General features: G+C 48.1%; 16 protein-coding genes. 14 read left to right on the top strand and 2 right to left on the bottom strand.

Annotated features, from left to right (window positions below):
* The first annotated feature begins 12 nt into the window (after positions 1-12).
* The 10 genes from argB (at position 13) to cmoA (ending at position 10,783) form a co-directional block, all read left to right on the top strand.
* The gene (gene argB, locus Q0224_RS00980) at positions 13-870 is read left to right on the top strand and encodes an acetylglutamate kinase (protein ID WP_297948293.1); all 858 of its coding nucleotides are present in this window, start codon (positions 13-15) and stop codon (positions 868-870) included.
* A gap of 120 nt (positions 871-990) precedes the next feature.
* Entirely contained in the window at positions 991-2,568 is a 1,578-nt protein-coding gene (thrC, locus tag Q0224_RS00975) for a threonine synthase (protein WP_297948291.1), read from the top strand.
* Positions 2,565-3,287 (top strand): 3-deoxy-manno-octulosonate cytidylyltransferase, encoded by a 723-nt coding sequence (kdsB, locus tag Q0224_RS00970; protein WP_297948288.1) that lies wholly within the window; start codon positions 2,565-2,567, stop codon positions 3,285-3,287. The genes thrC and kdsB overlap by 4 nt, the downstream gene beginning before the upstream one ends.
* Positions 3,277-3,432, top strand: coding sequence for a hypothetical protein (locus Q0224_RS00965; RefSeq protein ID WP_297948285.1), 156 nt, complete (start codon positions 3,277-3,279; stop codon positions 3,430-3,432). Before kdsB ends, Q0224_RS00965 begins: the two co-directional genes overlap by 11 nt.
* Positions 3,429-5,435 (top strand): NAD-dependent DNA ligase LigA, encoded by a 2,007-nt coding sequence (ligA, locus tag Q0224_RS00960; RefSeq protein WP_297948284.1) that lies wholly within the window; start codon positions 3,429-3,431, stop codon positions 5,433-5,435. Before Q0224_RS00965 ends, ligA begins: the two co-directional genes overlap by 4 nt.
* Positions 5,432-6,019, top strand: a complete 588-nt coding sequence (locus tag Q0224_RS00955; protein ID WP_297948281.1) for a hypothetical protein — start codon at positions 5,432-5,434, stop codon at positions 6,017-6,019. Before ligA ends, Q0224_RS00955 begins: the two co-directional genes overlap by 4 nt.
* Positions 6,016-7,236, top strand: a complete 1,221-nt coding sequence (locus Q0224_RS00950; RefSeq protein ID WP_297948278.1) for an SAM-dependent methyltransferase — start codon at positions 6,016-6,018, stop codon at positions 7,234-7,236. The genes Q0224_RS00955 and Q0224_RS00950 overlap by 4 nt, the downstream gene beginning before the upstream one ends.
* Positions 7,226-7,741 carry a lipocalin family protein gene (locus Q0224_RS00945; protein ID WP_297948274.1) on the top strand — a complete coding sequence of 172 codons (516 nt, stop codon included), beginning with the start codon at positions 7,226-7,228 and terminating at the stop codon, positions 7,739-7,741. Before Q0224_RS00950 ends, Q0224_RS00945 begins: the two co-directional genes overlap by 11 nt.
* Entirely contained in the window at positions 7,741-9,141 is a 1,401-nt protein-coding gene (locus Q0224_RS00940; protein ID WP_297948271.1) for a riboflavin kinase, read from the top strand. The genes Q0224_RS00945 and Q0224_RS00940 overlap by 1 nt, the downstream gene beginning before the upstream one ends.
* A 937-nt stretch (positions 9,142-10,078) precedes the next feature.
* Positions 10,079-10,783 (top strand): carboxy-S-adenosyl-L-methionine synthase CmoA, encoded by a 705-nt coding sequence (gene cmoA, locus Q0224_RS00935; RefSeq protein WP_297948268.1) that lies wholly within the window; start codon positions 10,079-10,081, stop codon positions 10,781-10,783.
* A 316-nt stretch (positions 10,784-11,099) separates the two neighbouring features.
* Here cmoA and Q0224_RS00930 read toward each other — a convergent pair whose 3' ends face one another.
* Positions 11,100-11,852, bottom strand: a complete 753-nt coding sequence (locus tag Q0224_RS00930) for a hypothetical protein (protein WP_297948265.1) — start codon at positions 11,850-11,852, stop codon at positions 11,100-11,102.
* Positions 11,853-12,332: 480 nt separating this feature from the next.
* Entirely contained in the window at positions 12,333-12,605 is a 273-nt protein-coding gene (gene rpsO / locus Q0224_RS00925; RefSeq protein ID WP_005871877.1) for a 30S ribosomal protein S15, read from the bottom strand.
* Between the two features lie 104 nt (positions 12,606-12,709).
* On the opposite strand from rpsO, the gene Q0224_RS00920 reads away from it, so the two are divergent.
* From Q0224_RS00920 to dctP, 4 genes are all read left to right on the top strand, one after another.
* The gene (locus Q0224_RS00920) at positions 12,710-13,123 is read left to right on the top strand and encodes an Rrf2 family transcriptional regulator (protein ID WP_297948262.1); all 414 of its coding nucleotides are present in this window, start codon (positions 12,710-12,712) and stop codon (positions 13,121-13,123) included.
* Complete coding sequence (locus Q0224_RS00915) at positions 13,120-14,172, top strand: DHH family phosphoesterase (protein WP_297948259.1); 1,053 nt, start codon at positions 13,120-13,122, stop codon at positions 14,170-14,172. The genes Q0224_RS00920 and Q0224_RS00915 overlap by 4 nt, the downstream gene beginning before the upstream one ends.
* Positions 14,162-14,404 carry a hypothetical protein gene (locus tag Q0224_RS00910; RefSeq protein ID WP_297948256.1) on the top strand — a complete coding sequence of 81 codons (243 nt, stop codon included), beginning with the start codon at positions 14,162-14,164 and terminating at the stop codon, positions 14,402-14,404. Before Q0224_RS00915 ends, Q0224_RS00910 begins: the two co-directional genes overlap by 11 nt.
* 1,073 nt (positions 14,405-15,477) lie before the next feature.
* Positions 15,478-16,671, top strand: a complete 1,194-nt coding sequence (dctP, locus tag Q0224_RS00905) for a TRAP transporter substrate-binding protein (RefSeq protein WP_297948253.1) — start codon at positions 15,478-15,480, stop codon at positions 16,669-16,671.
* Positions 16,672-17,463: the final 792 nt, after the last annotated feature.

The following is a 17,463-nucleotide window of genomic DNA, read 5'->3' as shown; positions in this document are numbered from 1 at the left end:
TAAAGGAATTTTATGATAAAAAAGAGCAAAACCGCCGAAGTCATCATCTCCGCGCTGCCCTATATCCGTAAATTTAGAGATAAAATTTTCGTCGTCAAATACGGCGGCGCGGCGCAAACCGACGATACGCTTAAGCTTGATTTTGCCCGCGATATCGTGCTTTTGCATATGGTGGGTATCAAGATCATCGTCGTGCACGGCGGCGGCAAAAAGATCAATCAGATCCTGGATAAGATCGGCGTGCGCAGCGAGTTTAAGGACGGGCTTCGCATAACAAATAAAGACGCGATCGAAATTACCGAGATGGTGCTAAGCGGCGCGGTAAATAAAGAGATCACGGCGCTTTTGAACCAAAACGGCGCGCCCGCGATCGGCATCAGCGGCAAGGACGGCGGGCTTTTGAAAGCGAAATTCCTCGATGAGAAAAAATACGGCTTCGTAGGCGAGATCACCGAGGTAAACACCAAGCTGATAAACGACCTGCTGCAAAAGGACTATCTGCCGGTGATCGCCCCGCTTGCGGGCGGCGAGACGGACGAAAACGTGAGCTTTAATATCAACGCCGATCTCTGCGCCAGCAGGATTGCAGCCGCGCTAAAAGCGAGCAAGGCGATATTTTTAAGCGACATTGACGGCGTGCTTGATAAAGATGGAAATTTAATCAGCAAGCTTGATGCCGCGCTCATTTCGAAACTCAAAAAGGACGGTACGATCGCAGGCGGCATGATCCCAAAGGTCGATGCGTGCTTGCAGTGCGTGCGAAACGGCGCAAATGCCGCGCATATCATCAACGGCAAAATTCCGCACTCGATCCTGCTTGAGCTTTTTACCGACGGCGGCATAGGAAGTTTGATAAAGGAAGAAATTTAGGCGCGAGCGCGGAGGCGGTAGGCTTAAAGCGGGATGTCGCGAGTCTGCGCAAGCAGTCTAAGCGATCAAATTTAAAGCGCCTAGGCGGGCGTAAATTTTAAAATTTTAAAAAGGAAAAAGATGAAACTGGTTTGTACGAGAGATTTTTCGCAAAAAGCGGATCTTAGCTACGCGCTGCTAAATCCGAGCGCGAGCGGCGGCGGGCTTTTCAGCCCCGAGCGGCTGCCGCTTTTGAGCGAGGATTTTTTTAAGCAGTGCGAGGAGCTGAGCTACAAACAGATCGCGCTTAAAATCATCGAGAGTTTCGATTTTGACGTAAGCAGCGAGATTTTTGAGAGCGCGCTAAAGCGCTACGATAAATTTGAAAACCCCGCCTGCCCCGTCCAGATCAAAAAACTAAGCGAAAACGCCTATATTTTGGAGCTTTACCACGGCCCGACGCTCGCGTTTAAGGATATGGCGCTACAGCCCTTCGGCGCGCTTTTAAAGAGCATCGCAAAATCCAGGAATGAAAAATTTTTAATAATGTGCGCCACGAGCGGCGACACGGGGCCTGCGACGCTGGAGGCTTTTGCGGACGACGAAAATATCAAAGCGGTCTGCCTCTACCCGCAGGGAGGCACGAGCGAGATACAGCGCCAGCAAATGGTCAAACAAAGCGCGGCAAATCTTAAAATTTTAGGCGTGCGCGGCAACTTCGACGATACGCAACGCGCGCTAAAATCGCTGCTAGCTGATGATGATTTCAAAAACGAACTCGCGCGGGCGAATTTAAATTTAAGCGCCGCAAACTCGGTAAATTTCGGCAGGATTTTATTTCAAATCATCTACTACCTCTACGCTAGTATCTATTTCTCAAAGCACGGCGTATTGAGCCCCGAGCAAAATTTAAAGCAAAGCGATCAGTGCCAGGCGTGCGGCAAAAATTTAAACGCTTCGGGCAGTAAAAATTTTGGCGCCGCAGCGGATGCAAACAGCGCGCAGAGCGTAAAACAGGGCTCTAAATTTAATACTTTCGACGTCATAGTGCCTAGCGGAAATTTCGGCAACGCGCTGGGAGCGTATTTCGCCAAAAAGATGGGCGCAAAGATCGGCAAAATCAAGATCGCTTCAAACGCGAACAATATCCTGACCGAGCTTTTTACGAGCGGGATCTATGATCTACGAAATCGTGAGCTCATCCGCACGATCAGCCCTGCAATGGATATTTTAGTTAGCTCCAATGTCGAGCGGCTGCTTAGCGATATGTTCGGCGATGCGCGCACGAGCGAGCTGATGCAAAGCCTGGCGCGAGATAAATTTTATCAGCTTAGCGCGAGCGAGCTTGCGAAGCTGCGCGAGGTCTTCGAGGCGGATTTTTGCGACGATGCGCAGTGCGCTAAATTTATCAAGCAAGAAAGCAGCCGCGGCGTGCTGATCGACCCGCACACGGCGACCTGCTTCAAGCTGCTTGACGAAAGCCGCCTAAATCTCGTTATCTCGACCGCAAAATGGATCAAATTTACGCCGTCGATGATCGGCGCGATCAAAGGCAGGGCTTGTGAGGACGAGCGAGCCGATATGATCGCGCTTTCGAAGGAATTTCGCAGCGACATTCCGCCGCAGATCTCGCGCCTTTTTAGCGCGCCACAGGTACACTCAAGCGTCGTGGAGCAAAGCGAGATCAAAAATGCCATAATGGAGTGGATCAAAAAATGATAGTAATCCCCGCGCGCCTTGCTTCGACGCGCTTTAAAAATAAAATTTTATGTGAGTTTGACGGCGTGCCGATGTTTATCAAAACGGCTCAAAATGCCGCCAAAGCGGATCGCGTGCTAATAGCCGTGGATGAGCCGCAAATTTTAAAGATCGCGCAAGATTACGGCTTTGACGCCGTTCTTACCGCGCGCGAGCATCAAAGCGGCACCGATCGCATCGCTGAAGCGGTCGCAAACGCAGCGCTTGCGGAGAACGAGATCATCATCAATATCCAAGCCGACGAGCCCTTTTTCGAGAGCGAAAATTTAATTAAATTTAAAGATTTCGCCAACGCCATGATCGCGCAAAATGGCGCATTTATGGCAAGCTGCTACAAATACATAAGCCAGCAGGCGGCAGAGGATCCGAATTTAGTCAAGCTGGTGCTCGATAACGCAGGCTTTGCGATCTATTTTTCGCGCTCGCTCATCCCCTACCCGCGCGCGGCATGCGAGTGCTACCTCGGACACATCGGCATCTACGCATACAGCGTGCGAAATTTAAAGCGGTTTTGCGCCCTGCCCGCCTCAGCGCTGGAAGATACCGAAAAACTCGAGCAGCTTCGCGCCATAAGCGCGGGCGAGAAGATCGCGATGCTAGGTATCGAAACTGCGAGCATCGGCATCGACACGCCGGCTGATTACGAGCGCGCGCTAAAGGAGTTCGGCAATGGAATTTAAAATTTACTCGTTATGCACCGCAGCGTTTGGGGCGTGGGGGGCCGCCGCGGAGCGTAAAATTCTAGCGCAACGTAAAATTTTAGCGGAATGCGGAATTTTAACGGCGCGCGGAATTTTAAAATTTAAAGATGCGAGCGCAAGATGAATTACGATGAATACAGATCCGCCGTAGATACGCTAAATGCGTGGGCGCGGGCATATTACACCGACGATAAGCCGATCGCAAGCGACGAGGAGTACGACGAGCTTTATTCGCAAGCGGAGAAATTCGAGGAGCAAAACCCCGAGCTCGCGCTGCCGTACTCGCCCACAAGGCGCATCGGAGGCGCGATCAGCGAGGGCTTTTCCAAACTCGCTCACGGCGCGCAGATGTGGTCGATGGAGGATATTTTCGACGACGCGGACCTTTTGGCGTGGCTAGCTCGCGGCGAGAAGGGCGGCGCGCAGTTTTACGTCGAGCCGAAATTTGACGGCGCGAGCTTAAATTTGACCTACGAAGGCGGCGTGCTGATAAGCGCGGCGACGCGCGGCGACGGGCTTATAGGCGAGGACGTAACGCAAAACGCAAGAGCGATCAAATCGGTGCCGCTTCAGATCCCATACGAGGGAAGGATCGAGATCCGCGGCGAGACGCTGATCGCAAAGAGCGATTTTGACGCGCTAAACGACGAGCGCGCCGCAAACGGCGAGAGCTTGTTTTCAAACCCGCGCAACGCCGCCGCAGGCAGCCTGAGGCAGCTGGATAGCGCGATCGTAGCGAAGCGGAAGTTAAAATTTATCCCGTGGGGGGTCGGCGAGCATTCGTTAAGCTTTGCGCTGCACTCGCAGATAATGGAGTTCGTGCGCAGTCTCGGCTTTTTGCGCGACGAGTTTTGCCGTATCTGCACGGGCGTAAGCGAGATCAGGAGCGCATACGAGGCGCTGCATAACATGCGCGCGAGCAAAGATCTTATGCTAGACGGCATGGTAATCCGCGTAAATGAACTTTCAAAGTGCGCACAGATGGGCTATACGGTGAAATTTCCGCGCTTTATGGTCGCGTACAAATTCCCCGCGGTCGAAAAGGTAACGCGGCTGCGCGAGATCAATCTGCAGGTCGGCCGCACCGGCGCAGTCACCCCCGTAGCCGTCGTAGATAGCGTAAATATCGACGGCGCGAACGTTTCAAACGCGACGCTTCATAATTTCGACGAGATCGCGCGGCTAGGGCTGATGAAAAACGATTTCGTAGGCATCATTCGCAGCGGCGACGTGATCCCGAAGATCACGAGCGTTTATAAACAGCGCAGAGACGGCACACAGAGCGAAATTTCGCGCCCGGATCGCTGCCCGGTTTGCGGCGAAAGGCTGCTTGACGAAGGCGCGCTCATAAAGTGTCAAAACCTCGATTGCAAGGCGCGCGTGATAGGCTCGCTGATCTATTTCTGCTCCAAAAAATGCATGAATATCGAAGGGCTAAGCGATGCAACGATCACGCAACTTTTTGAAAGCGGTAAAATTTCAAAGATCGGCGACATTTACGCCCTCGGCGCGCAGGATTTGGCGGATCTTGAGGGCTTTGCGGATAAAAAAATTTCAAATCTTTTGAGCGCGATAAATGCGAGCAAAAACGCGCCGCTTGAGCGCTTCATCGCTTCTTTGGGGATCGAGCACATCGGCGAGGTGGCCGCGCGCAAGATCGCCGCGGCATTCGGGCAGGATTGGCTGGATGCGAGCGAGGATGAAATTCTGCGGCTGGAGGGCTTTGGAGAGGCGATGGCAAGGAGCCTAGCGGAGTTTTGCAAGATAAATCGCGAAAAAATTCTAAATCTAAGCGAAATCATCACGCCGCGCGCGCCCGAGATGCAGACCACTAAAAGCGCTTTCACGGACCGCAGCGTCGTCATCACCGGCACGCTCAGCCGTCCGCGCGACGAGTTTAAGGCCAGGCTTTTGGCTATGGGCGCGAAGGTGCAGGGCTCGGTATCTGCCAAGACCGACTTCGTGCTTGCAGGCGCAGAAGCGGGCTCCAAGCTACAAAAAGCTCGCTCGCTTGGCGTGCGGGTGATCGACGAGAGCGAGTTTGAAGCGCTCGCGAGCCTGGCGACGACCGACACGAATTCACCCGGCAAGAGCGAGCCCCAAACGCTCGCGGAGAGCGGCGAGTGAAGGTTTTTTGCTTGGCGCTAAACCCGTACTCAAACGGCGCGAGGTTAAATTTTAAAAGCAACCTCCGTCCTGCGGCGCTTATATCTTTTACAAGGCGCGAGAATTTTAAAAATTTTAAAGAGTGTGAGGAAGCGGTAAATTTGCCGCTAGAAGCGAGGATATCAAATCAAGCGGTCGGCGCGGTATCGTCAGGCTTTGAGGTCTGCGCAAAAGCGGCAGACAGGGAGGCGGTTTCTGCTAAGCGTGCGAGCTCCGCTTGCCGCGGCGCTAAAACGGCGAGCGCGATGTCGATAGGTGCGGCCGCAAGCAAGAATATCTCAAATTTTGCGGCGCTAAAACACTGTGCCGATAGGAAAAATTTTAAAATTTTCGCTAGCGGCAAGATAAAATTTGCAACGCACGGCGAGCCGAAATTTGCAACGCGCAGTATGGCTAAATTTGCGGCGCAGTGCGGGCTAAAATTTGAGCCTTGCGGCACTGCTGCACGCGACTTTGCTATGCGCGATAAAATTTTAAACTCAAGCTCGCGCAAAAATTGCATGAGCTTTAAAATTTCATCGCGGTGCGGAGAAAAGACAAAATGAGATTTGATCTGCTCGTCGCAAACACGCTTAAAATCAGCAGAAATCAGGCTGCCGCGCTGATAAAGCAGGATAAAATTTTGCTGCGAGGCGCCGTGCAAAACAGACCCTCCGCGCAGATAGCGCCCGAGCAGAGCGGCGAAATCAGTACTGCCGAGCAAATTTACGTAAGCAGGGGCGCGCTCAAGCTTGCAGGCTTTTTGGACGAACTCGCCGAAAATGGGCTTTTGGCAAACTGCGACGCAAATTTGCCTAACTCGGCGGCAGAAATTTCAAAGCCGTGCAGCGGCGCGAAGAGCGCAGATAGCAAATCGGTAGCAACGCAAAGAGCGGGCGCAGTAACGACGCAAATTTCAAGTGCAGATTTTGCGGCTACGGATAAAATTTTAGGCGCGGACGAAGCGACTAAAATTCCAAGCGCGGCTGCCGCGACGACAAAGATCGCAAAAGTAGATGTCGCAGCAATCCGTACCGCAAAAACTAGCGCCGAGACTGCTGAGCTTTTGCAAACCGGTGCAGGCAAGCAAACGGTGGAATTTTTACAGACGAGCACAGGAGCCGAAACGGCAGGACTTTTGCAAACGAACGCAGGCGCCGAGACGGCAGAGATTTCAAATGCGGCAGAAGCCTCCAAATCGGGCGGCAAGGCGGGCGCATGCCGCAACGAAAGCGGCGCGGAGCCTATGCAAGCAGAACCCTCGCAAAAAGATATTTTAAATTTAGCGGAAGTCGATGTTTTGGACGTGGGCAGCAGCACTGGCGGGTTCGTGCAGATTTTACTGCAGCGCGGTGCAAAGAGCGTGACCGCGCTTGACGTCGGCAGCTCGCAGCTAAGCGAAATTTTGCGGCGCGATCCTCGCGTGATTGTGCGCGAAAACACCGACATCAGGGAGTTTGAAAGCGAGAAAAAATTTGATCTCATCACCTGCGACGTGAGCTTCATCTCGCTAAATTTGATCCTAAAAAGTCTCGCGAGCCTCGCAAAAAGCGCTCTCATCGTGCTATTTAAGCCGCAATTTGAAGTCGGCACGGAGATCAAGCGAAATAAAAAAGGCGTGCTCAGGGACGAAAAAGCAGTGCGCGCCGCACGGGCGAAATTTGAGCGACTATGCGCCGAGCTGGGGCTTACTGTACTGTACGCTAGCGCCTGCAAAATCACGGGTAAAGAGGGAAATAGGGAATTTTTCTATCTTCTAAAAAGGATGAACGATGAAATTTAAAAACTTAATTATATTGGCGTTTTGCGCGCTATTTTTGGGCTCATGCGTTAAAAGCTTAAACCCCAAAGCGCCGCTGGTAAAAAACTTCGACATAGCTAAATTTAGCGGCGGCTGGTATGAGATCGCCCGTATGAAGGGCAGCGACGACGATCTGCAAAACACCGCATACGAGTGCTTTATCGATAAAAACTCCACGATCAATCTTTTAAAAACCGCCAAAACAAGCTCAGGTAAAATCGAAAACGAGCAGCACGTGTTGGAGTTCGCGGGCGATAAAAACGTAGGTCTGCTCTATCAAAAAGGTCTGATTTCCGACTCCCTCTACCGCGTGGCGCAGGTGGACGGCGACTATCGTTACGCCCTGATCTTCGGCGCCGATACGAGCGAGCTTTACATCCTCTCGCGCACCAAAACCCTGCCCGAGCCGATCCGCATCCTATATCTCAAAAAGGCGAAGCATAGCGGTTACGACACCAAAAAAATTATCTGGACGAAGCAAAAGTAATGGCTAATCAAAAATCATGTAAAGACCATACAGAGGCTTCGCTACGGAATTTTAAAGAGCAAAATTTCGTATCGCAGAATTCCAACTTGAAAAATTTTACGGAACAGAATTCCACAAGCAATGGAGAAAATTCATCTCAAAATATCAAACGTACAAAGCAAGAGTTCAGTGAAAATAAAACCAGCAATGCGCACCGCGCAGATGAAGCAGACACCGACACCTCTTGCAGAAATGAAACGACTTTTGGCAGTAAAACGGCTTATAACGACGCTTGCAGCAATGACGTAGACGTGCAGGCTCAAAGCGCGCTTCCTGCTTGTGCGGAAGTGCTGCGTGCGCGCCTAAGCGAGCAGTTCGCACGAGGCGAGATTTTCGCAACGCTGCAAGGCGCAAACCGCGATAATGTGCACGCCGTAGCGATCGGTAACTTCGACGGCATGCACCTTGGACATCAAAAATTATTTGAGCGCCTAGGCGAGCAAGGCGCAATAATCGTAATCCTAGCAGGTGGTGGCACGAAGCTCACCCCTTTTGCGTCGCGGCAGGCATTTACGAACAAAAAGATTTTTTATTGCGATCTACGCGCTATCAAAAGCCTTAGCGGAGGCGAATTTATCGCACTTTTAAGGCAGAATTTCATAAATTTACAAAAAATTGTCGTCGGCGAGGACTTTAGATTTGGGCGTGATCGGGCGTGGGGCGTGGAGTTTTTAAGGCGCGAATTTCGCAGACAAACCTGCGTCGTAGGGGAGTTTTGCTTAAGCGGCGGCGGCGTACATTCAAGCAGGATCAAAGAGCTTTTATCGCGCGGCCGGTGCGAAGAGGCGGCGGAGCTTTTGGGGCGAAATTACGAGATCTGCGGACGCGTAGTGCGCGGTCAGGGGCGCGGGGTGCGAGAGTTCGTAGCGACGCTAAATCTTGATGCGAGCGGCTATTTTATACCAAAAAGCGGCGTGTATGCGAGCCTAGCACGCGCCGGAAGCAAGGAATTTGCAAGCGTGAGCTTCTTGGGGCACAGGCTCAGCACCGACGGAGCTTTTGCGATTGAAACGCACATTTTAGGGGACTTTGAAGGCTTTGAGGCTGGTTTAAATTCCGCGCAAGATTACGCGCCGTGCTGCGGGGGGCAAGCCGCACATTTTGCGCAAAATTTAGATGAAATTTCGGCGTGTAATTCAGTAGAAATTTCTACACAAAATTTTGCGTCGAGCGAGAGCTTGGACGCCGAAAATAAAAATTTAGAGGCTGCGGACAAAAACAGCGGCGCGAAATTTACTTGCGTGAAATTTATAAAGTTCCTACGTGAAAATCGCAAATTTAGCGATCTAGCGCAGCTTAAAGAGCAGATTTTAAAAGACGTTTCAGAGGCGGAGGCGGTACTACGAAGCCGCAAATTTTAATCTACGGCTTGTAAGCTTAAAGATGAAATTTGTGAGCTGTGTGCTTGAAATTTGATGTGTCTGCCCGCGTTTTGCATCTAGGCGCATTAAATGAGCCGTCTGCGTCGTCCCGTATAAAAGTCGTGCGCCCGTTGTCACTGAGAATACTTGGTGCACCGCCTGCGTCTGCGATGCCATATGGGAAGTGTACACAAAAGCGGCGCGCAAGCCGATAAAAAGTCGTTAAATTTTAACGACGTACCGCCTACATGGCTTTAACGCACCTTGGGCCTAGGCTCATGCAAGGTGAGGCAAGTGCAAGCTGCGCCGAGAATCGAGGGTGATAAAAAATCTTAGTTGCGCTGCAAAGCTTTAAAATTTAGCAGGGCTAAGCTGCCGAGCAAGAGTCAAGCAGCTAAATTATGCGCCTAACTAAACGCTGGATTTTGTTAAGCGGGTTCCATTTTACGGCGCGTAAAATCGCAAAATGGGCGCGAAATTCTACCAATATAGCTTTGGCTATGCTTTTAGTTTAAGTTCGTAATTAAAGAATTTAAAGGAGCTGTTTTGGCAGTGCGAGATTTGGCGGCGTAAAATTTAATTCTGAGAAATTCCAAGCCCGCTAAATACGGCGCAAAATTTTAAGGATGTATTTGCGCGGCGCGGAATTTTAGGGTCTGTCAAGCAAGACGTGAAATTTAATCATGCATCGAGCGTGTCCGGGCTAGAAGTTGGGCGCAAACTGGGATACAGCTCGCTTGCATCAAAAGTGCTCATGCTACGTTTAAAATTTAGGCATGCTTCGCGCGGGGCAAACTAAGTGCAAAAATTCCATGCGTAACGGTCGCAAATAGAGTGTCGCGTAAGTACAGAAAGCACGGCGTGAGAATTCTGCGTTTAGCATGCGTAGGAAGTATAAATCGAGTGCTGCGTAAATAGCAAAACTAAAAGGAAATGGATGAAAGACGAAATTTTTAAAGAGCCTATCAAAAAACAGTTTGAGTTTGACGCCAGCGTCGCGTCGGTTTTTGATGATATGATCGGGCGCAGCGTGCCGTTTTATGAGGCCAGCACGCGGCTTAGCAGCGAGCTTTTGGCGCGGATGCTGCCGCAAAAGGCGCGCGTGATCGATCTTGGCTGCTCGACTGCGACCGCGCTGCTGGCGCTGTTTGCGCTGCGCCCCGATCTGCGGCTGTGCGGCATCGACAGCTCGGAGGCGATGATACAAAACGCCCGCGCCAAGGCGGCGGCGTTCGGCGCGAAGCTCGATCTTAGCGTATCGGACGTGCTGGATGCGAGCCTCGCGGACTGCGACGCCATGATTTTAAACTACACCCTGCAGTTCATCAGACCGCCGCGCCGCGCCGCACTAGTGAGTAGAATTTACGACGGATTGCGCGAGGGCGGGGTTTTGATCTTTAGCGAAAAGATCGTCTACGAAGAGCCTGCGCTCGCGCGTCAGATGATCGAAATTTACGAGGATTACAAGCGCGCGCAGGGCTACTCGCGCTACGAAATCGCGCAAAAACGCGAGGCGCTTGAAAACGTGCTCGTGCCATACACCGAGGCAGAAAACCGCGCCTTGGCGCTAAGCGCGGGCTTTAAGCGCGTCGAGAGTATTTTTAAATGGGCGAATTTTATGAGCTTCGCGGCGTTTAAATAGCGATAATTTAAATTTACAAGAAGTATAAATTTTAGAATTCTATGAATTTAAAAATTTCACTGATTTCCGAAGTTTTTTACTTTCCAAAACTCTTGCATTATAAAATTTGAAGCAAAATGCAGAGTGCAAATTTTAAATTTTATTCTGTACGCAAAAGCGCTCCCGTATTTCAAAGGCATAAAACCTAAAATATCTTCTCGTACACGCAACTTTTGGAATGTGAGCGCCCAAAAGCCTTTTATTTTACGTAAAATTTTAACAGTCTAGAAATAATTGATACAAATTCCAATTAAACTAAATTTTACTTCATTTCTATTTACTGCGCTTTTTGGGTTGTTTCGGCGATTTGGACTTGCGGGCTTACTTTTGTGATTAACCCCGTTTCTTCATCTATTTTTTCGCTAGCGATACGATTTTCAAAATCGTCTAAAAAACGTTTCGTATCGGCTAGGATATTTTTATATTTACGCCGTTTATTTTTATAAATCGATCGGCAAACCATGAACGTTAAAATAAAACTACTTCCAATACATGCCAAAAACGGCAAAAGCTCGAAATAAAGTATTTGAAAATAACATATACATATAAATAGCAGTATTCCACCTATAAATGTACCGCAGCCGACGACATAATAATCAAATCTGGGTTTATAACTTTCTGCATTAGCCCAGAATTGATCCTCATTGCTTACTTTTCTAGTTATGTTTTTAGTTAGACCGCAATCGATATAACCGCCATTTTTTTCGGCATAACCAGCCATCTCATCGCCATCCAAAATCAAAAAATTTTTATCTAAAACCGCTCTAAACAAATCTTTACCTTGTCCCTTAAGCTGAAATGTCCATATATGAGTATGCGTAGTGCTTGTTTTAGTGGTCGTATTTGTCGTCGTATTGCTGCTAAAACTGCCGCGAACGGCGAACGGATTGATAGGCAAAAAGGGATAACCCAAGCCTCCGCTACTTACATCGCCACTATTTACAGTATTTACAGTAGTATTAGTTACACTACTCATGTCTGTTAGAACTTCTTTTTTAGCATTGATTGCGATGCCGTGAAAATAATCCATTAATAATCCTTTAATTAAAAATAAAATTTGTGAATAATACGCCCCCCCCATTAAAATTTGCTGAAATTTTATACTCGCCGTATTTTTCAGGCGTTACGGCAAGGATTTTTATCTAAATTCTTTGGAATTTGACAATTAAATTTTGATGCAGATTAAATGATCCAAACAGCGCGAATGTATAATCTGGCTGCATGCAAGACAGCGCAGATAAAATTTTATCGCCGCTTGTAATTTCAAAATTCCGTCGCGGATGTGAACTACGCAAATTATTAGAATTCGGCAAAATTCCAAAAATTCTATGAATTTTTGGAATTTCATAGCCCAAGCAGAATTCATAAATTTTACAAAATTCTCAAAAAATTCAAAAACTGAAAAAGTGTGGCTGTCTAAATTTAGGGTATAAAAAAAGCGCCCGCCGTTTGACGGACGCCGCGTATAAGTCACGGCGACGAAAATAAACGCCGCCGCGAACAAAGGAGCTTATTTATCTCTTAAATTTAACTCGCTAACGAGCTTGGAGTAAACTGCGTAGTCTTTGTTTTTAAGATATTTCATCATTCTTTTGCGCTGACCTACTAGCTTTAGTAGTCCTAAGCGAGATGAAAAATCTTTCGGATTTGCTTGCAAATGAGTGGTAAGAAGCGTGATCCTCTCGGTAAGAAGCGCGATTTGCACCTCTGCAGAGCCCGTATCTTTCTCTCTTCTAGCGAATTTCGCAACTATCTGTGCTTTTTGAGCCGTGTCTAAAGCCATGATGACCTCCTGATCGGTAAAATAGGAAGCGATTATACTTAATTAACCTAAATTTTTGCTTTCTTTGTGTAAAATGCACGCTTTGACACCAAAGGAGAGAATAAATGCTTTTTACAAAAGCAAGCGAATACGCCCTGCTTTCAATGATCTGCATCGCGGGTAAGGAGGAATCGATGGATGTCGATTCGATCTCTAGCGAGCTTGAAATTTCACGCAGCTTTTTGGCTAAAATTTTACAAAATTTAGCTCGCGCGGGACTTTTAAATTCCTTCAAAGGCGCCAAGGGCGGCTTTGTGCTCGCGCGCAATGCGGATGAGATCACGCTAAGCGAGATCATCAAAAGCGCCGAAAGACGCAAGGCGACGGTGTTTGACTGCACCGCCGAGGGGATCGACGTTTGCCCGAACGGTCGCACGCTGTGCCGCGTCAATCTAATGTTCGGCGAGCTTCAGGAGAAGGTCGATGAGTATATGGATACGATCACGCTAGCAAACATCATCGGCAAAGAGCGCAAATGAAAATATATCACCTCAGCCACACCGATCTGGATGGCTACGGTGCGCAGTTCGTCGCGGCGCACTATTTGACGGACGTGGAATTTTTCAACGCCAACTACGGCAAGGAGATAAACGAAAAATTTGAGCTCATCCTCGAGCGCATTGATGAGCGGCTTGCCGCAGACGTAGACGAAAAAAGCCTAGTTTTAATCACCGATCTAAATTTACTGCCCGCGCAGTGCGAGAAATTTAGCAGCGAGCTGGCACGTCGCAACGCTCGCGTGATCCTTCTGGATCATCATCAAAGCGGACTTGAGTGCGCGAAAAAATTCCCGTGGTATTTCCTAGACTCTTCGCGCTGCGCTACGAAGATCACCTATGATTTTTTCAGTGCGATGTTCGGCGGCGCGGCGCGGCTGGATAAGCTCGTGCGCGTCGTAAACGCCGTGGATATCTGGCTAAAAGACGAGAGCGAGTTTGAGCTCGGCAAAGTCTGCCTCGGCATGGTCTCGGGCGCGAAAGAGATCAATAAGATCATGTTTGAGCGGGAGAGCAGGGATTATACCTTCTTCCTGTTAGAAAAAATTTTTAAATTTCAAGACGAGCCGAATGCACACATCGCGCTAGATAGCGCGCTGCACGGCATAAAAAAGGAATTTTTTAAAAGCGAGCGCGACGATACGCTAAGCAATCTCGTCTCGCATTTCGTAGTCGCCCGTCTAAGCGCGCAAAAGCAGCGCTTTGAGATCAGATATCTCGATAAAAAGGGCATTTTGACCTACAATATCGGCAACGTAAGCGTCATCGGCAACGACTTTTTGACGCAAAACCCCGATGTCGATTTTTTCATCGACGTAACAAGCAAAAAAACGCTTAGCTTCCGCGCAGACGGCAAAACCGACGTTAGCGAAATGGCAAAGCTGCTCCTTGGCGGCGGCGGGCACGTAAACGCGAGCGGCGGTATGTTTGCGGGCTTTAAGGACGCGAGCTCATACGAAGCCGTAAAGGCGCAAATCGTGGATCTAATCGAGAAAAAAACTCAAATTTCAAAGGAAGAAGATGAAAAATAATGACGAAAAAATCGCCGAGCAGGACCTCATCTACGAGATTAATATCCTGCTTGACGCGATGCTGCTTTATGCGGGCGTGAAACGCGATCGGCTCGCCGACGCGGCGCAGCTGTATATCGAAAACATCGATACGGTGCTTGCGAACTCTGACGCTAGCGGCGCGGATGAGGTAATCGCCGTGGTCGAGTTTTTGCGCGGTAAACACGCGGAGCTATTCGAAAATAAGGGCTAAGCGCGAAATTTTAAGCGAAATTTTGCGAGCTAGAATTTTACGAAGCGCAAACTATGCGAAGTAGAATTTCATTTAGCGCAGAAATTTATGGAGCGAAATCTGCGAGATAAAATTTTGCGAAATAGAATTTCTAAAATACGGAATGCGAAATACGGAATTTTGCGGACTTAGGCTTAAAATTTTAAAATTTAGCAAGTAGGCTTTGCGAATAAAATTTTAAGGCATGGGGCTGCAGAATTTTGTTTTAAAATTTTATGCTGTCAAACAAGAGCAAAATTTCAAGGTCTGGAATTTACGCTAAGAAATTCCGCGCAATAGCAAATTTAAAATTTTAAGTGCATTTTGCGGCACGGAATTTTGCAAAAAATTTTAGACAACGCGGGGTGGCTCTGCGTAAAATTCTAATCTAGGCTTCGCGCGGAATTTGCATCAAAACTCCGCGCGGAATTTTGCGCTCAACTAAGGCGCAAAATTTAAATATAAAGGCGCACTCTCCGCTTGCCAGTGTGGCGCGAAGATTGTGCAGATTGCGGAATTTTAAATTTAAAAGCACGATTCTGCCGTCTAAGATCAAAAAATGGCGTAGCGTCTAAGCTTACCGATAATGACAAAGCTCGCTTTGAAAGAAAAAGAGAATTTTATCTGCAAAAGCGCAAAGATAGCATTTTAAGATACTTTTGTTGTTTCTAAGCAAAATAGGTCTGCTGCCAGAGGTTTTTAAATAAGCGCGCTTGATAAAATATTATCGCTAGATATGATGCAGGTGTAAGTAAGTACGCCCGAATGCGGCGAAATAAAACTAACACGGCGCTCTATAGTCGCAAAGCCAGGCATCGAAAATAAAAAACTTGGGCAGGGCGCTAAGAAGTAAAATGTCGCGAAATAAGATATTTGCAGAGCAAGGCGCCGATAGGATGAAGCGTCGTAAAATAGAATAGAAAGCAACACGTGGATAAAATAAGTACCGTGAATCAGAATTTCATAGCAGTGACGCAGGACGCGATTAAATTTTAAGCCGGCGGCGCGCTAAATTTTGAAATTTTATGAATTTAAAACTTTATGAAAGGATATAAATGAAAAAGATTTTTTTGTTTGCATGTCTCATGCTTTTGGGCTCGCAGCTTTTCGGCGACGATAAGGTTTATCGCCTAAGACTTGCTAGTACGTGGGAGGCGACTACGCCCGTTTTGGGCGCTGCTGCTGAGGATTTTAAAAACTATGCCGAAAGCCTTAGTGGCGGTAGGCTTCAGATCCGCATCGATACGCCGAGCAAGCACAAGGCAAGCTTTGGCGTATTCGACTTCGTCAAAAGCGGTCAATACGATCTAGGATATACTTCGCTTTATTATTATAAAGGCAAAGACGCCAAAACTATGCTCTGGACGGCGGTGCCTTTCGGTATGACTACTGATGAGCAGCACGCGTGGTATTACTATGGTGGTGGACGAGAGCTTAACGATAAGATGTTCGCACAATACGGCATGAAGACCTTTTTGATGGGATCTACCGGCATGCAAATGGGCGGCTGGTTTAAAAAAGAGATCAACTCAGTCGCAGATTTGCAAGGGCTTAAATTCCGCATACCGGGGCTAGGCGGAGAGGTGATGAGCAAGCTGGGCGCTACTATAAACACGGTGCCTACGGGTGAGCTATTTATGGCGTTAGAAATGGGTACGATCGATGCGGTCGAGTGGGTAAGCCCTGTCTATGATATGCCACTTGGATTTCATAAAGTGGCTAAATACTACTACACAGGCTGGCAAGAACCTATGGGAGACTGCCAGCTGCTGGTAAATCAAAAAGCGCTAGAGAAGCTGCCTGCGGATCTTCAAGCGATCTTAGAGGCTGCAGCAAGACTTGCTGGCGAAAACTTCCAAAATAAGGGCTTTTACGAAAATGCTCGCATTTGGGCGGAGCTAAAAGCGCAGTTTCCGGATGTGCAGGTGCGCGACTTTCCTGCGGACGTGATAGCCGCGCTTAAAAAAGCAACGAATGAAATCTTAGACGAGGAAGCGGCAAAAGATCCGATGTTTAAAGAGATCCTAGACAGCCAGCGCGCATTTTTGAAAATCGGTAGAGAATGGAACAAAATAAGCACCGTAGCCTACATAAATAACGTAAGTGGCATCGCGGGCGAAAGCATAGCAAATCCAATCTCCGCAAGCCCTAGCGGTACGACAAGCTCAGATTCTGCAAGCAGCGAAAATCACGGCGCTGCGAGCGATTCTAATGCGACGGACGGCAAAAATTTAGGAGCGACAAAGTAAAGCGGGTGCTGCGAGCGATAAAAATTAAGGCGCGACGAATAGACCAGCAAAATAAGTAGTTCAGGCGCGACAAGCGGCAGGAATTCTAACTACTTTTGCACGAAGTAAATGGAATTCTGCCGCAGCAGCTTTGGCGCAATAGCTTCAATATCAGAGCCTAGTTTCATAAATCTCGTCCGCAAGCAGGCAGAAGCTTTGGCGCAATAACTTTAACATCGCAAGCGGCGCGATCTGGCACAGCAAAGGGCTCCCGCGTGAAAATAGAACGCCAAAAACACGCGATAAAATAAAATTCTAAAAATTCTAAATTCCAAGCACGACGGAATTCGGAATTTTAAATCTAAAATTTTAAAATCAAAATTTATGGATTTCGGACGGAGCGCGAAACTACTCCGGTTATGCTATAAACCGACATTTGCGACCATTAAGATTAAAAGCCGTGTCTAGCGCTTTAAAAAGCCTATGGGTCTTTTGCATTCATCTATTAAAATCACAAAAATTGCATTTGCGTTATTAAAATTGCAGCGCTACTTGGCAATATAGGCTAATTCGCATAAAATCAGCCTACGCGCGTTAAAATTTAATCAATAATGTAATTTGGTAAGATTTGTTGCGATAAAATAGCCTTATTATCATGCTTATCTTTAAAATTTACTCCATTGCGCCGCTCTGATTAAGACCAAATTTATTAGGATTTGATAAATCGCGAATGCCCAGTTTCTGCAGCCGCATCTATTAACGCAATAGCAGATAAATTTCACACCCTCTTATCGATAGTGCAACTACGCAAAA

The organism is uncultured Campylobacter sp. (assembly GCF_938002845.1).
Taxonomy (GTDB): Bacteria; Campylobacterota; Campylobacteria; order Campylobacterales; family Campylobacteraceae; genus Campylobacter_B.
This window is presented reverse-complemented; position numbering and strand designations above follow the sequence as displayed.

Coding starts and splice junctions, on each gene's coding strand:
- Q0224_RS00965 (WP_297948285.1), top strand. CDS start 3,277: ATGGAATTTAAAATTTACTCGTTATGCACCGCAGCGTTTGGGGCGTGG.
- ligA (WP_297948284.1), top strand. CDS start 3,429: ATGAATTACGATGAATACAGATCCGCCGTAGATACGCTAAATGCGTGG.
- cmoA (WP_297948268.1), top strand. CDS start 10,079: ATGAAAGACGAAATTTTTAAAGAGCCTATCAAAAAACAGTTTGAGTTT.
- dctP (WP_297948253.1), top strand. CDS start 15,478: ATGAAAAAGATTTTTTTGTTTGCATGTCTCATGCTTTTGGGCTCGCAG.
- Q0224_RS00950 (WP_297948278.1), top strand. CDS start 6,016: ATGAGATTTGATCTGCTCGTCGCAAACACGCTTAAAATCAGCAGAAAT.
- Q0224_RS00930 (WP_297948265.1), bottom strand. CDS start 11,852: ATGGATTATTTTCACGGCATCGCAATCAATGCTAAAAAAGAAGTTCTA.
- kdsB (WP_297948288.1), top strand. CDS start 2,565: ATGATAGTAATCCCCGCGCGCCTTGCTTCGACGCGCTTTAAAAATAAA.
- rpsO (WP_005871877.1), bottom strand. CDS start 12,605: ATGGCTTTAGACACGGCTCAAAAAGCACAGATAGTTGCGAAATTCGCT.
- thrC (WP_297948291.1), top strand. CDS start 991: ATGAAACTGGTTTGTACGAGAGATTTTTCGCAAAAAGCGGATCTTAGC.
- Q0224_RS00915 (WP_297948259.1), top strand. CDS start 13,120: ATGAAAATATATCACCTCAGCCACACCGATCTGGATGGCTACGGTGCG.
- Q0224_RS00945 (WP_297948274.1), top strand. CDS start 7,226: ATGAAATTTAAAAACTTAATTATATTGGCGTTTTGCGCGCTATTTTTG.
- Q0224_RS00910 (WP_297948256.1), top strand. CDS start 14,162: ATGAAAAATAATGACGAAAAAATCGCCGAGCAGGACCTCATCTACGAG.
- argB (WP_297948293.1), top strand. CDS start 13: ATGATAAAAAAGAGCAAAACCGCCGAAGTCATCATCTCCGCGCTGCCC.
- Q0224_RS00920 (WP_297948262.1), top strand. CDS start 12,710: ATGCTTTTTACAAAAGCAAGCGAATACGCCCTGCTTTCAATGATCTGC.
- Q0224_RS00940 (WP_297948271.1), top strand. CDS start 7,741: ATGGCTAATCAAAAATCATGTAAAGACCATACAGAGGCTTCGCTACGG.